This is a genomic window from Mesorhizobium sp. P3_A2 (assembly GCF_056403115.1).
Genome location: NZ_JBFUGC010000011.1, coordinates 207,180 through 220,365, shown reverse-complemented (window position 1 = coordinate 220,365; position 13,186 = coordinate 207,180). Strand labels below are relative to the sequence as shown.

Below are 13,186 nucleotides of genomic sequence, written 5' to 3'. Positions count from 1 at the left end.
GCGGAGAAACGCTCGACTACAGTGTCTTGCTCAACCAGCTGATCGGATGGGACGGCAGCTCAAACCCGTTCGGCTCGGGCTTCATGCAACTGATCCAAGACGGCGCCGATACCCTCTTCCAGATCGACCTCGACGGCGGTGCCTCCAACCAGGCCTTTGCCACCGCAATCCGTTTCCAGAACACCACCGCAACTGACTTCACCGCCGCTAATTTCAATCCAGCCTATCCAGCGGATGGAAGCGGCATTGGCGGTCAGACGCTTGTCGGTGCTTCGGTTGTCGGCACGATCGGGGACGACACAATTACCGGCACGAGCGGAAATGATGTACTGAACGGCGCAAACGGCAGCGACCATCTTACTGAGGGGGGCGGCGACGACATGCTGACCGGCGGCTTCGGCGCTGACACTTTCGTCTTTGGAAACGGTTTCGGCCATGACGTCATAACGGACTTCGCCACTTCGTCCGTCGGCCACGACATTATTCAGCTTGCCCAAAGTTTGTTCGCCGACTTCGCCGCGGTTCAGTCTGCGGCCGAGCAGGTCGGCGCTGACGTCGTCATAACTTACGACGCGGACAATACGATCACACTGACGAACGTCGCCCTGGATCATTTGGGAAATAGCGATTTTGCGTTCGTGTGATCGGATGATCGGTGGCCGAGGTTGATGTCGGCTTTTGGGGCCTTTCGACGAACGCCTATTGCCCGCCTAACGCTCCCGAAATGCTCGTTGGAATGAATCGATGAGCGGCTTGGTAAGATACGATAGGAATGTTCGTTCTCCGGTTGAGATAAACGTCTCGACTGGCATGCCCGGATAAATCTGTTCGGGTTTGATCTGCGGCGGCAAATGCTCAGCCATTTTGATCCGCGCGGTGTAGTAGGGCTGCCCAGTGTTTGGCGTGACCAATCGGTCAGCCGAAATGTAGAACACCTTGCCAGACACTTTTGGTGTCGTTCGAGCGTTGAGCGCCGTGAACATCAAGCTCGCATCCTGACCAACTCGGATCGAGTCGATGTCTTCGGGCTTGATCTTGGCCTCGACGATGAACTGGTCCATCGTGGGCAGCAGTTCCATTGCGGACTCGCCGGCCCGGATGACGCTTCCCACCGAGTTGTAGAGGGAGCGGACCACGATGCCGTCAACCGGGGTTCGAATGGTTGTTCGCTCCAGCACGGATCGCGCGGCATTGATCTGCTCTTCCAGGTCGGCCACCTGCGCCCGGGTCTTGCTCAATTCCGTGACGGCGTCCTCGACCCTGGCTGTCGTAAGCCGTTCAATTTGTTGCCGAGCTTCCTCAGTCTGAGACACGAAGCTGGCGATTTGTGCTTCCAACGATCCGGCCTGGCCCACTAGATCTGCGGTGCTGCGAAGAAGGTCGGTGTATTCGGAACGGTTTGTAAGCCCTTTGTCGAGCAGAGCCTTTTTTCGCTCCGTCTCCTCCTTGACAATCACAAGCTGCTTTTCGGCTGCTGCCTTACGAGCTCGCAGTCCGACAATGGCTTCCTGGAGGGCTGTAACTCTCTGCTTCAGAATTTCCTGGTCCGCGGTATAGCGAGCAAACCGGGCTTGGAACTCCTTGTTTTGCTCCTCGATGAAACCGCTGTAACCCGGGTCCTCTGAATAAGGTCTAAGCTCGTTCGGCAGATCGATTTTTTTCGACCCGTCTCGCTCGGCATCCAGGCGGGCAACTTCAGCCCTTTGAGCAACCCACTGCTTCAGCATGCGGTTGAGCTGGGCTTGTGGCAAGGTTGGATCGAGAGTGATCAGCGCCTGGCCTCTTGAGACCCGATCACCCTCTCGCACCCGGATACTCGTAATGATCCCGCCATCGAGATGCTGGATCATGACGTTCTGGCCTGCGGCCGCGACCACGCCCGGGGCGATTGTCGCCCCGCCTATTGGAGCGGCGGCCGCCCAGTACCCGAATGCGACCAGAAAGATGGCCATACTGATGAACCCTACCAGCGACACCCGACCGGTGCGGGTATCGACTTTCTCCTGCCAGTGATACGTCCTGGCTACCACCGAGAGGGTTTGACTAGGAACCGTCATTGGCTGCCTTCACTTCGGTGCGGGAAGGTGACGGAAAAGCAACGACGCTTTCGTTGGCGACTGGCTGCGACGACGTCGCTGGTTGAGCCTGCTGGTTCATTCGCTCGGCAAGCTGGGCCAGGACGTCCTTGGTCGGCCCGTAAAGCTCGATCTGGCCGTTGCGCATCACGAGCATCCGGTCGCATCTGGATGCCAGTGAAGGGCGATGCGTTATAACCAGGACAGTCGTCTTTCGAGAGCGCGCCTGCAGGATCGCTCGCTCAAGTGCGGCTTCGCCATTTGCGTCGAGGTTTGCATTCGGCTCGTCGAGGATGACAACCTTGGGGTCGCCGTAAAAAGCGCGTGCAAGTCCAATCCGCTGAAGCTCCCCCCCCGAAAGACGCACGCCGCTTGGGCCGATCACGGTCGAGTATCCCTCGCGGTATCCAAGGATCAGCTCATGCACCTGCGCCAGTTGTGCGGCTTCTACCAATTTCTCATCCGGAGCCACAGGCTCAAAGCGCGAAATATTCTGGCCAATTGTGCCTGGAAAGAGCTCCACGTCCTGCGGAAGATAGCCCACGTGTCGGCCGAGCTTTTCAGGGTCCCAATTTCGGATGTCACCGCCGTCTATTCGGATTGCGCCTGAACGCGGTTCTATAGCGCCAACAATGAGACGCGCCAGGGTGGATTTCCCCGCCTGGCTCGGGCCGACGATCGCCACCGATTCGCCGGCAGCTACCTGAAAGCTCATACGCTTGATCAGAGGCAGCGACCCGTCAGGCGAGCCGGGAGGGTAGTAGATAACCTGATCAGCACCCAACGCCCCTTGCGGCGTCGGTAACGCGACAATTTCCATTTGCCTTGCGCTCGAACGGATTGCCCCCAGCCGCTTCCACGCAAGTTTCGCGTCAATGATCTGCCGCCAGCTTCCGATGATTTGATCGAGGGGCTGTAGCGCCCGGGCCGAGATCATCGAGGACGCGAATATCATTCCGGCCGTCATCTCATTGCGCAGAACCAGGACGGCGCCGACACCTAAGATCGCAATTTGTAGAATCGAACGCGCGGTGCGGGAGACACCGCCGTAAAACGCGTTCACGCGAGCAACTCGATCGGACGCCTTCACCGATCCCGAGAAGCGGTTGCCCCAGAATTCGACTGTGTGGGAGACCATTCCGAGTGCTCGAACGGTCTCGAAATTGCGGGCGAAGGCCTGAGCGGAATTCATTGAGGCATTGAGGCTCTCAGCCGCGTCCTTGGCTGATCTGGAGCTTGCAGCCTGATTCAGCAACGCGATGAAAATCATCAGCACCGCGCCAGCAACTGTTACAAGGAACAGCAGAGGGTGGATGAAATAGAGAAGGCCCACAAAGATGGGCCCAAACGGAACGTCAAAAAGAAAGAACAGGGTTCGAGATGCTATGAAATTGCGGAGGAGCGTTAAATCGCGCAGCGCCTGTACGTCGCCCAAGCCAGCGCGAGGGCCGCTCATCGCCGCAAGAAAACACGTTGCGCCGAAAGAGACATCCAGTCTGGCAGCAAGACGGCTCGCGTACATCCCGCGAACGACTTCAAGGATGCCGAAAAGCAAGAGCGAAGATAGAGCAATCAATGAGAGGTAGATCAGCGTATCCAGATTGGACGCAGGTAACACCCGGTCGTAAACCTGCAGCATGTAAAGGGGTAAAACCAGCAAGAGCGCGTTCATCACCGTCGAAAAGATACCCAGTTCGACGAGACTTCTCGACACGACGCCGCGTGCGCTAGTTGTTGGCATTGGCGATTTGGTCCCTCCCGACTAAAATCATATTAGAAAAATCTCATATATCATAGGCCATAGTGCCATCGATTCCGATATTTGGTGGCGCAGAAGGCAATACCTCTTTAGTGGGCATCCGACGATGTCTGCTTTTGGGACGCGGAGAACCTGGTCGCTACGGCCGATAATGGGCGCATACCAGACATTCAGCACCTGACCGTCCGCGCGCCGGTCGTATCATCCCTTCCACATCGTCGATTGGAGAATTGCCTGCATGTGCGCTGCGAGGTCGAGTTCGCCGCGCGCCTCGATCTCTAAAAGATATCCTGCCTTGGCCAGGCGATCCCCTTCCCTAACCGCAGCATAGCCGCAGATTTCGAGCAGCGCCGTCTCCTCCTCCCGGCTGGCACTGGCAGAGTCGGTGCTGCCACCGCCTATGTAGTGCAGGGCTTTGCCGAACGCCTCATAAGCTGTCTTGTGCGCCTCAATCAGTGCTCGCAGCTTATTAGACGGTTCGGGATTTCGGTCCAGCGGCTCTTTGCCGAGTGCCTTTGCCGCAACCGTCGAGGCGACGACTGCACTGGCGGAGTGGAAAAGCAAGGCGCGGCGGTTGATCCTAGACGTGGCGACCTCTCCCATTTGTTTGATGGCTATCAGATCTGTGACGCAACACCATCAGAGCGTAACACGAGGGTTTGCGCTTTCCTGTCAGGATGGAGGGCCTATGGCAGCCGACAGCCAGTACGGCTGGGCGATGTGCAGCGCCCGCATCTCGGACAGGATGCTGCGCCAGACCGCCTTGCGATGTTCGCTTCGATCTGGTGGCGGACGGGTCGCGACCGGGACTGTTCCATTGGGGCCGTGAAGCCTATGCATCGGCAGTGCGGAGGATGGCATTAGCCTACAAGCCTGCGCTCGGCCGCCGTCCTACGGCCGACGCTGGCGACGTCGGCTCTCAGGGCCGCGCGGCGAAGACCGTCGCGGCAGCCCTGCCGACCACCCATCGCGAGCCACCGCAGGTTAGGTCGACGAGGTTCTGACATTGACTATCCACCGGCTAGTTGTCTGCCGACGAGAGGCTATCTCAGGGGCCGTCTCTGACCACGCCCTCCTTTCCCCGCCCCATCCTTTTACCGCTGCCCGCTCACCGCCGCGTCGTAATAGCTTCCGATGATTTCATAGCCGCTTGAACGGGCAAACGCCTCAACGGCCTCGCCTTGGCGCCTCTCACTGTCTTTGTCGGCGCCGACGTTGGCTGCGGACGAGGTACGAAGATAAGCCACTGCCTGCCTCAAAGCCTTACCACTCATAGCTTGCCGCCCGTTGATCATATCGTTTGCTTCGGAGGCGGATATTGGTGCCGGGTAATTGGACGGGATGAAAGCAATCCCGGACGCTCTAACCTCGCCTTCCACTCCAGCCTACCCTTTCCTCCTCCCGGCTCTCGATGGCGTCTTGCATCCTCAAGTACCACTCGTATCGTTCCATCAAGCCGCTTTGGGAGCCGCCGCACGGTAGCGCCCATAGCCCGCCTTCGTCAGCAAACCCTCCTCGCACATGCGGGCGAGGTAGCAGCGAGGAACGCCGATGTCGGTCAGGTCTTTTGTCCGGACTTCGCCCTTCTCGATAGCGAGCGAGACGGCGCGCTCCCGCAATGTCGGCTTCGAACCACCGGCAAGCCGGATCCGCTCGGCGCGGTCGCGATCACGCTTTCGAACCCGCACGGAGGACCTTGGCGTAGTTTTGAGGGGGATCGGCAAAGCATAGTTCGCAGTTTCGTTCAGCCCGGGGAGCCACCGCCTTTTCTCCGCCAGAGCGCGATACGGCGCTCCAGCGCGCGATTTTTCCCTACGCTTCGTAGCTCGTTAGTCCATCGAAGACCGATGAAATCAAGCCTAAGAATAGCGCCCTCGTCCGCCCACGCCTATTCCTCCTAGCCGCTTTGGGGCCGGTTGCGCACCAGCAGCTTTTTGCGGACACCATGAAAAAGCCGACACTCGATTAGAAGCGCCGAGATCGTGATGTCGGTTGCGGCAGCATCGTCGGCATTGGCAACACAGTGTAGGCTTTCGCGCGACCCGGCTGCCGACTATGTTCGCCCGATGTCGGATGACTCATCGCGGTTCGGTCCATTCACCTTCGATCCCGTGCGCGGTACGTTGCTCCGCGACGGCAAACCAGTGCCGCTCGGCCAGCGGGCGTCGGCGTTGCTCCAGGCGTTGATCGCGGCCGGCGGTGCGGCTATCGGAACGCCGTTGCTCTCGAAGTAGGTCGGCGCGCCGACGGCCAGCATCCTGAAATCCGGCCGACGCGAACCGCGATCATCCCGTCGGAGACCGGGTCGCCGCTGGTCTAAGCCGAGTGAAATTGATTTTGCGCGGCAAGGTATTCGTATTAGCCTCGCCCCTTTCTTGAAGCGTGCCGCGTCCTCCAAGTTTGACAGAGGGGTGCCGAATGCGCGACGTTTTGCTTCCCATTTTGTTCGTGCTTTTGCACATTCCGATTGTATCGCATGCCGCCGCCATCCACGACGCCGCCATGGAGGGCGATGTCGCGGCTATCACGGCAGCGCTCGATGCGGGCGCCGGTGTAGATGAGAGTGATGGAACCGCAACGCCGCTATATCTTGCGGTCTTTACGGGCCACATCCAAGCAGCAAAATTGCTCATAGAACGTGGTGCGGACGTCAACGCTCAGACGGCTTTTGGTCCCCCGCTGATGGCGGCTATGGGGAAAGACAAGATCGATCTCTTGAATCTATTGCTGGATGGGGGCGCAAATCCAAATTCCGACAGTGGCGGCGAATTCGCCCTTCATGTCGCCGTCAATCTCGATTGTCTCGACTGCGTGAAGACACTGGTCGAGGCCGGCGCGGACGTGAATGCGAAGACTACGGGCGGCAAGACGCCGCTCCATCTGGCAAAAAGCAGGGGGCAACGCGAAGTCGCTGACTATCTCTTGTCGCACGGCGTCGTCTTGCCAACACCAGCCCCGATCTCGATGAAGTTGGCCTCTGCCGATGTCGAGAAAGGCCGAACCTACTTCACCCGCGTGTGTACCAGTTGCCACAACGCCGAGCCACAGGGAGGGAACAAAATTGGACCGAACTTGTGGAGCGTCGTCGGCCGCGACAAGGCATCCATGGCAGATATGCGCTACTCCGACACCTTGCTGGGCTGGGAGGGTGTCTGGACGTACGAGGATCTGAACAGATTTCTCTTCGGGCCCATGCTCACCACGCCGGGCGTCAAGATGGAGACTCCCGGTGTCCCGGACGAGACCGAACGGGTCAACATGATCGCCTACTTGCGCACACTCAGTGACAAGCCAATCGCGCTACCCTGAACCCTCATCCCCAAAGCCGAGTTTACCGCTCAGCCCTGCCGGCGGAGTCGTTGATCACTGTCCGCTTCATGCTCGATCCTGCGCTCAGCGATCCGCCAGAACGCTCGCTGGCGCAGCTGGCTTACGTTGGACCGGACCTGTCCTACTCGTTGGTCACCGCCTCACGGTCTAAGATTGGCTGCGGAAATTGAGGGGCGTTCTGTGCTGATGCGGTCCTCCTTCCGCCCATTCCATTTGGAAGCTGACCCGGAGCGAAAAGCTGCCTGGACGGTATCGTCCAAAGAGTCATGTCTGTTTGCGGCGAAGGTGCCGTTCAGGTGATGTTGGTGTCAGCAGTGGGGCAACCTCGACCTACGCCCGCGCGGATGTCTGCTTCTGGGCGGCGGTAACGACGCCATCAATGACCGACATGAGGCGCAAAGCTGCCGGACAGAATCTGGTGGGCGTGTTATGCTGACATTGTGGCTAATTAAACGGAGTGCGGCCATCGCGGCGAAGCCCGCCCGTTAAGCACCAAGCGGCTTCGTCCAAACCTTGATCTGAAATGACCGCAATGGGGCCGAAAGCTGACTGACGGTTTCAAGAATCGGAAGGTCAGAAGCGGACGTTGAGGCGCCCTGCGTGAATCGACGTGAACTGACCCGGTGCGGACATTGGTCCGGTTGCGGCAAATTCAGCGACGCAATGAGCTTTGGCCGTCAACTACCGGGCGATGAAAATGCGTGTGATCTGTGATCAGAGGGCCATTCGGGAATGTCTCCTAGCTGTTTGGTCACATCGAGAGTTTCCAGGCGCCGTCAGGACACGGAAGGAAGCCGAAAACAACTGAGCGCAAACTGAACCGCAATTGAGACACAACTGAAACACATCGACACGCCGCGCGACATGCACGCGAAACGTTTTGGGGGGATGGTCGAGCCTTACCAGAAACCCCGGAGCGTAGCCGATGACACCCGACCAGATTCGACTTGTCCAGGATAGTTTCCACGAGGTCCTCCCGATACGCGTGGCCGCCGCCGCTCTGTTCTATGAGCGCCTGTTCGGGATCGACTCGGACCTTCGCGGCCTGTTTCTGGCGAGCGACATGCCTAGGCAAGGTGCAAAGCTGGTGGCGAGCCTGGGGTTCGTCGTGCACGGACTGAACCATGCCAACACCATCCTCCCGACAGTGCGCGAACTCGCCAAGCGTCACGTCACCTACGGCGTCAAGGAGCATCATTACCCGATTCTCGGGCAAGCGCTCATCGACACGATGGCGGCCGGCCGCGGCGCAGCCTTCACGCCGGCGGTCCGCGAGGCCTGGGAGGCAGCCTATGCGTTGCTGGCAAGTGTGATGATCGCCGCTGCCCGAGAGGATCAGCTCGCAGCGTGAGGCATCCGATGCCGGGACATATATTCGCGCTTTGAAACCTGACGCGCCGGTGGCACAGCCCAGCGGCCGGGGTCGACGGTGGCTGTCAATTCCCCTGGTAGCGTACGCAGTTTAACGGACCCATTCCCTCGAATTCGACCATAATTCGACGGAGGCTCAAACGCTCACTCCCCTGGTCTTATCGCAATCTCCTCCCATCGACGGCGCGAATGGTCGCGTCGCGAGGATGGAGACAAAAATGACCACTATCGATCACGCAAACTATTCCGCCTCGAGAGACAGGCTCGACGCTATCGGCTTCGCCAAATCCGCGATCCGCCTGGCCTTTCTTGCACTAAAGGTGCGCTGCCAGCGAGCCGCGCTCCATGAGATGCCCGACTACCTGCTCAAGGACATCGGCATCGGCCGCTCTGAGATCAATCACGTCACGTCCATGCGATATACAATTGCTAACAGCGCTCAAAGCGGTCGCTTGAACGCGAAATGATGCCGATCCGCATTGACCCGGGCCTGCTGAACAGGCTCGGCTCGACGGGCGCGAGAGGTTGTCCCGAAGTCCTTCAACACAAGAATTACTCAACCGCGCAATCCCTGGCGATCCATCGCCGGGGATTTATTGTGTTTTGAACAAGGCCTGCACTTCTCGCACAAAGTCCGTTTCGCCGCGTGGGAACGGATGGATCAAAGCAAATTCCACGAACGCAACCACACTCGTTCAAACGCTGCATCATCATAAGGGAGCGGTCCGGCAAACTCGCCGCACTATTCACTTGGAGAGAAGACGATGCAACACACAACCAAAGTCTCAAGACCACCATTGAACGGCGTCGACACGCCGAACCTTCTTGCAACGATCAACTTTGTCGCCGGCCAGCCGGAACTGGCCAAGTTCCAGTTCCGCGCCCACAACGAGTGGGTCGAAGGCACTCACAGCAAGAGCGTCATGCTCGGCTTCCACGGCGCCGGCCAGGAACAGAAGCATGCCAAAGCCTATTACGCCGACAGCGACCACCCGGCCGTGCTGTGTGGCGCCGATCACGGCCCCACCCCGGTCGAATGGCTGCTGCATGCGCTGGCGAGCTGCCTGATGTCGGGCGTCGCCAACATCGCCGCGGCGCGCGGCATCAAGCTGACCAAGGTGCGCTGCTCGGTCGATGGCGACATCGATCTGCGCGGCATCCTCGGGATTTCCGACGAGGTCCGAAACGGTTTTCAGAACATCATGGTGGCGTTCGAAATCGAAGGCGATGCGCCGTCCGAGAAACTCCAGCAACTGGTCGAGCAGGCACGGGCACGGTCCGCGGTCTTCGACGTGCTGACGAACGGTGTTTCCGTTTCGGTCGGTGTCAAAACCATCCAGTGATCCACCCGGAAAGACGGTTCGGACGGGTGTCTGAACCGTCGTCCTCCAAAACTGATGGAAACAATATGGAACAGGCTGACGTTGTCATCGTCGGCGCTGGCCAGGCGGGCATCGCCTTGAGCCATTGCCTTCGAAAACGCGGGATCTCGCATGTCGTTCTGGAGCGCGGGCGCATTGGCGAACGGTGGCGGTCCTCGACATGGCGTTCGCTCCGCCTTTTGACGCCCAATTGGCTGAACGCGCTGCCAGGCTCCCCCTATTGCGGCTCCGAACCCGACGGCTACATGAGCCGCGACGCGTTTGTGGAAACCCTGGTTGGCTATGCCCATCAATCGCAAGCGCCTGTGCGCCCGCACGTCGATGTCTTGTCGTGCGAACAGGATGGGCAAGGCTTTTGGCTGCGGACGACCGCAGGCGACTGGTCGGCGAAAGTCGTCGTTGTGGCCACCGGCCATTGTGACGTGCCAAGCATGCCCTTCCCGCCGCATACCGGCGCGGACCAACCGGTCAGCATCCATGCTTCGCAGTACCAAAGTCCCGACCAGCTTGCGTCGGGCGGCGTGCTGGTTGTCGGCGCATCGTCGTCGGGCGTCCAGATAGCCGACGAGCTACGACGCAGTGGCAGACGCGTAATCCTGTCCGTGGGGAAGCACACGCGTTTGCCGCGCATCTGGCGAGACAAGGATATCTTCTGGTGGCTCTACCATATGGGATTCATGTCCCAGCGGCTGGACGATTTGACAGATCCCGACAGCGCCAGACGACAGCCTTCACTTCAACTTGCCGGTCGGGCGGATCGCTCCAATGTCGATCTGGCGACCCTTCAGGGCGTCGGAGTCGAACTCACCGGGCGGTTGAATGGCATCTCGAACGGGACAATTGGCTTTGCCGATGATCTCAAAGATAGCGTCACGGCGGCGGACGCGAAGCAGGAGCGGCTCCTTCGCCAGGTCGACCAGTTCGCGGGTCACAAATCCATGGCCTGCGCCCCCGCCCCGATCGAGGTGCCGACGAGCTGCCTCAAGCGCTTGTCGTTCGCGGACGGCATCATCGGCACCATTATATGGGCGACCGGCTACAGCCGCTCGTTTTCGTGGCTGAAACTGCCAGCCTTCACCGCCGATGGCGAACTGGCCCACAAGGACGGGATAACAACCATCGCCGGCCTTTACGCGCTTGGCTTCCGCTTTCTGCGCAAGCGCGATTCCAATTTCATTGGAGGCGTTGGGCCGGACGCGCAAGCGATCGCCGACCATGTCTCACACTATCTCGGTCAGAGCGGCCTCAAGGCAGCATAAGGACATTCCGATGCTTTCCAACGTCGTCCCCGCACATTCTCACTACGACGCCATCATTGTCGGCGCGCGCTGCGCCGGAGCCTCGACGGCAATGCTGCTCTCCCGGGCAGGATTGCGGGTGCTGGCAGTCGACCGCCAGTCCTATGGATCTGACACGCTGTCTACACACGCGCTGATGCGACCAGCCGTCATCCAGCTCTCGCGCTGGGGCCTGCTCCAACCGTTGATTCAAAGCGGCGCGCCAGTGATCGGGTCTACCACTTTTCACTATGGCGAGCAGGAGGTCACGGTGCCCATACGGGCCGAGCCAAATATGCCGGGCCTGATCGCTCCACGCCGCACGGTGCTCGACCGCATGCTGGTCGACGCGGCACGCGCGGCGGGCGCGACGGTTCTGCATGACACTGCGGTCCATGATCTCGTGTTCGACCCACATGGCCGTGTACGCGGCGTCACGTTCAGGGATGCCGCCGGCCAAACTCGCGCGATAAGCGCCGATATCGTGGTTGGAGCAGACGGGCTCGGCTCGTTTATCGCTCGCAAGGTCGAGGCACGGACGCTGGTGCAGGGGCGGTGCTCGGTGGCACATGTCTTCGCCTACGCCCCCGCGCCGGCGTTCTCGGGATACCACTGGTATTTCGGCCGGAATCTATCCGGCGGCGTGATCCCGACGAATGACGGGCTTGCCTGTATCGTCGCATCCGTTCCGACCGAGCGGTTTGACGCGGAGTTCCGTTTCGATCTTTCCGCCGCACAGCTTGCCCTGGCAGCGCTGGCACCCGGATTGGGATCGCGGGTCCTCGGCAATGGTGGCAAAGGTCTGAAGGCCTTCCGCGGCACACCAGGCCGATTGCGGCAGGCATACGGCCCCGGCTGGATGCTGGTCGGCGATGCCGGCTTCTTCCGCGATCCGCTGACCTCGCATGGTATTTCCGACGCCCTGCGTGATGCCGAAGGGGCCGCGACTGCAATCCTTTCATATCGCGAGTCCGCATTGCGGGAGTTCCAGGAAATACGCGACAGCCTCGCACTGCCCATCCTTGAGGCCACGGACGCCATCAGTGCCTTCGACTGGTCCCTCGAAGAGCTACCTGAACGCCACAAGCGCTTCAGCGAGGCGATGAAATCCGAGGTCGCCGTGCTGTCGGCCAGGGCGGCGCGCGATCACGAGGTCCCAGCTACCCTGCAAGAGCAGCGCACCTCGCGGGTAGAGGCAATATGACACCCAACCCATGGAGCAAGCTTATGCAAACGATCATACGATCCGGATGGTCTGGAATCCGATTTGGAAAACCGCAAGTGGGGGCCAGCGCAGAGCGAAGACGCATCACCCGGGCCAGCGACATCATCGCGTTCAGTGACATGACCGGCGATCGAAATCCACTCCACTACGATGGAATCCTGTCCGCCCGCACCGTATTCGGCCGTCTCATAGTCCAGGGCGGTGTCACTTCGGGCCTCCTCAATGCTCTGGTGGCCGAAGACTTGCCAGGACCCGGCAGCGTCTTTCTTGGCGTCGAGTGGAGGTTCCTCAAGGCCGTCGGCATCGGCGAGGAGATCGTCGCGCGCGCGCAAGTGCTCACCGTGCGCGACGACAAACCCATCTGCACACTGTCAACGACCGTCGCGAACGCGGCAGGCGAGATTTGCCTGTCCGGCACGGCAACGACCTACTCTGTGCCGCTCGATTAGCCGGCGTTGGGCCGCCGGGCGACGTCAGTTTCCATGCTCTCCCACACGCTGTCTCCAACGGGCAGACAGTATGTTCGAAGTACTCAGCGGAATGGTCCGCGACCAACACCAGGAGCCATCTTATGAACATCTCGTTCGGTATTTATGCAACCCCATCATCCACTTCGTGGGAGGACATCCGCAAGGGACCACCGCTCGACGCAGTCCGGGAGCATCTGGACCGGGTGGTGAACTTCAAGCGCATTTGCGAGATCGAACTGGGGCGACGGAGTTCAGGTCGTATGCAACGGCGGGCGTGAACACACGCCCGCGGTCGGT

Annotated in this window: 15 protein-coding genes; 9 read left to right on the top strand and 6 right to left on the bottom strand. The window is 60.0% G+C overall.

Annotated elements, in window-relative coordinates; all coding sequences use genetic code 11:
- Positions 1 to 644: calcium-binding protein (locus tag AC1DXM_RS24660; RefSeq protein ID WP_477237042.1), on the top strand; the 644-nt coding region annotated here is incomplete at its 5' end.
- Between the two features lie 66 nt (positions 645 to 710).
- Here the strand turns inward: AC1DXM_RS24660 and AC1DXM_RS24655 are convergent.
- The 6 genes from AC1DXM_RS24655 to AC1DXM_RS24630 all read right to left on the bottom strand — a co-directional run bounded on the left by AC1DXM_RS24655 (position 711) and on the right by AC1DXM_RS24630 (position 6,091).
- Positions 711 to 2,057, bottom strand: a complete 1,347-nt coding sequence (locus tag AC1DXM_RS24655) for an HlyD family type I secretion periplasmic adaptor subunit (RefSeq protein ID WP_477237040.1) — start codon at positions 2,055 to 2,057, stop codon at positions 711 to 713.
- The gene (locus AC1DXM_RS24650) at positions 2,044 to 3,816 is read right to left on the bottom strand and encodes a type I secretion system permease/ATPase (RefSeq protein ID WP_477237038.1); all 1,773 of its coding nucleotides are present in this window, start codon (positions 3,814 to 3,816) and stop codon (positions 2,044 to 2,046) included. The genes AC1DXM_RS24655 and AC1DXM_RS24650 overlap by 14 nt, the downstream gene beginning before the upstream one ends.
- 219 nt (positions 3,817 to 4,035) lie before the next feature.
- Entirely contained in the window at positions 4,036 to 4,398 is a 363-nt protein-coding gene (locus tag AC1DXM_RS24645) for a hypothetical protein (protein WP_477237036.1), read from the bottom strand.
- A 530-nt stretch (positions 4,399 to 4,928) separates the two neighbouring features.
- Positions 4,929 to 5,108, bottom strand: coding sequence for a recombinase family protein (locus tag AC1DXM_RS24640; protein WP_477237056.1), 180 nt, complete (start codon positions 5,106 to 5,108; stop codon positions 4,929 to 4,931).
- 177 nt (positions 5,109 to 5,285) lie between these two features.
- Positions 5,286 to 5,522, bottom strand: coding sequence for a type IV toxin-antitoxin system AbiEi family antitoxin domain-containing protein (locus AC1DXM_RS24635; protein ID WP_477237034.1), 237 nt, complete (start codon positions 5,520 to 5,522; stop codon positions 5,286 to 5,288).
- Between the two features lie 365 nt (positions 5,523 to 5,887).
- Complete coding sequence (locus tag AC1DXM_RS24630) at positions 5,888 to 6,091, bottom strand: hypothetical protein (RefSeq protein ID WP_477237032.1); 204 nt, start codon at positions 6,089 to 6,091, stop codon at positions 5,888 to 5,890.
- A gap of 161 nt (positions 6,092 to 6,252) precedes the next feature.
- Between AC1DXM_RS24630 and AC1DXM_RS24625 the strand changes: the two genes are divergently transcribed.
- From AC1DXM_RS24625 to AC1DXM_RS24590, 8 genes are all read left to right on the top strand, one after another.
- Positions 6,253 to 7,143, top strand: a complete 891-nt coding sequence (locus AC1DXM_RS24625; protein WP_477237030.1) for an ankyrin repeat domain-containing protein — start codon at positions 6,253 to 6,255, stop codon at positions 7,141 to 7,143.
- Between the two features lie 946 nt (positions 7,144 to 8,089).
- On the top strand, positions 8,090 to 8,515 hold the full coding sequence (locus AC1DXM_RS24620) for a globin family protein (RefSeq protein ID WP_477237028.1): 426 nt from the start codon (positions 8,090 to 8,092) through the stop codon (positions 8,513 to 8,515).
- A gap of 238 nt (positions 8,516 to 8,753) precedes the next feature.
- Positions 8,754 to 9,002: a DUF1127 domain-containing protein gene (locus AC1DXM_RS24615; protein WP_477237026.1), complete on the top strand. Its 249-nt coding sequence runs from the start codon at positions 8,754 to 8,756 to the stop codon at positions 9,000 to 9,002.
- Between the two features lie 297 nt (positions 9,003 to 9,299).
- On the top strand, positions 9,300 to 9,878 hold the full coding sequence (locus AC1DXM_RS24610) for an OsmC family protein (RefSeq protein ID WP_477237024.1): 579 nt from the start codon (positions 9,300 to 9,302) through the stop codon (positions 9,876 to 9,878).
- Positions 9,875 to 11,176, top strand: a complete 1,302-nt coding sequence (locus tag AC1DXM_RS24605) for a flavin-containing monooxygenase (RefSeq protein ID WP_477237022.1) — start codon at positions 9,875 to 9,877, stop codon at positions 11,174 to 11,176. Before AC1DXM_RS24610 ends, AC1DXM_RS24605 begins: the two co-directional genes overlap by 4 nt.
- 10 nt (positions 11,177 to 11,186) lie before the next feature.
- Positions 11,187 to 12,398, top strand: coding sequence for an NAD(P)/FAD-dependent oxidoreductase (locus tag AC1DXM_RS24600; RefSeq protein ID WP_477237020.1), 1,212 nt, complete (start codon positions 11,187 to 11,189; stop codon positions 12,396 to 12,398).
- A 77-nt stretch (positions 12,399 to 12,475) separates the two neighbouring features.
- Positions 12,476 to 12,868, top strand: coding sequence for a MaoC family dehydratase (locus AC1DXM_RS24595; RefSeq protein WP_477237018.1), 393 nt, complete (start codon positions 12,476 to 12,478; stop codon positions 12,866 to 12,868).
- 122 nt (positions 12,869 to 12,990) lie between these two features.
- Complete coding sequence (locus AC1DXM_RS24590; protein ID WP_477237016.1) at positions 12,991 to 13,167, top strand: hypothetical protein; 177 nt, start codon at positions 12,991 to 12,993, stop codon at positions 13,165 to 13,167.
- The last annotated feature ends 19 nt before the right edge of the window (positions 13,168 to 13,186 follow it).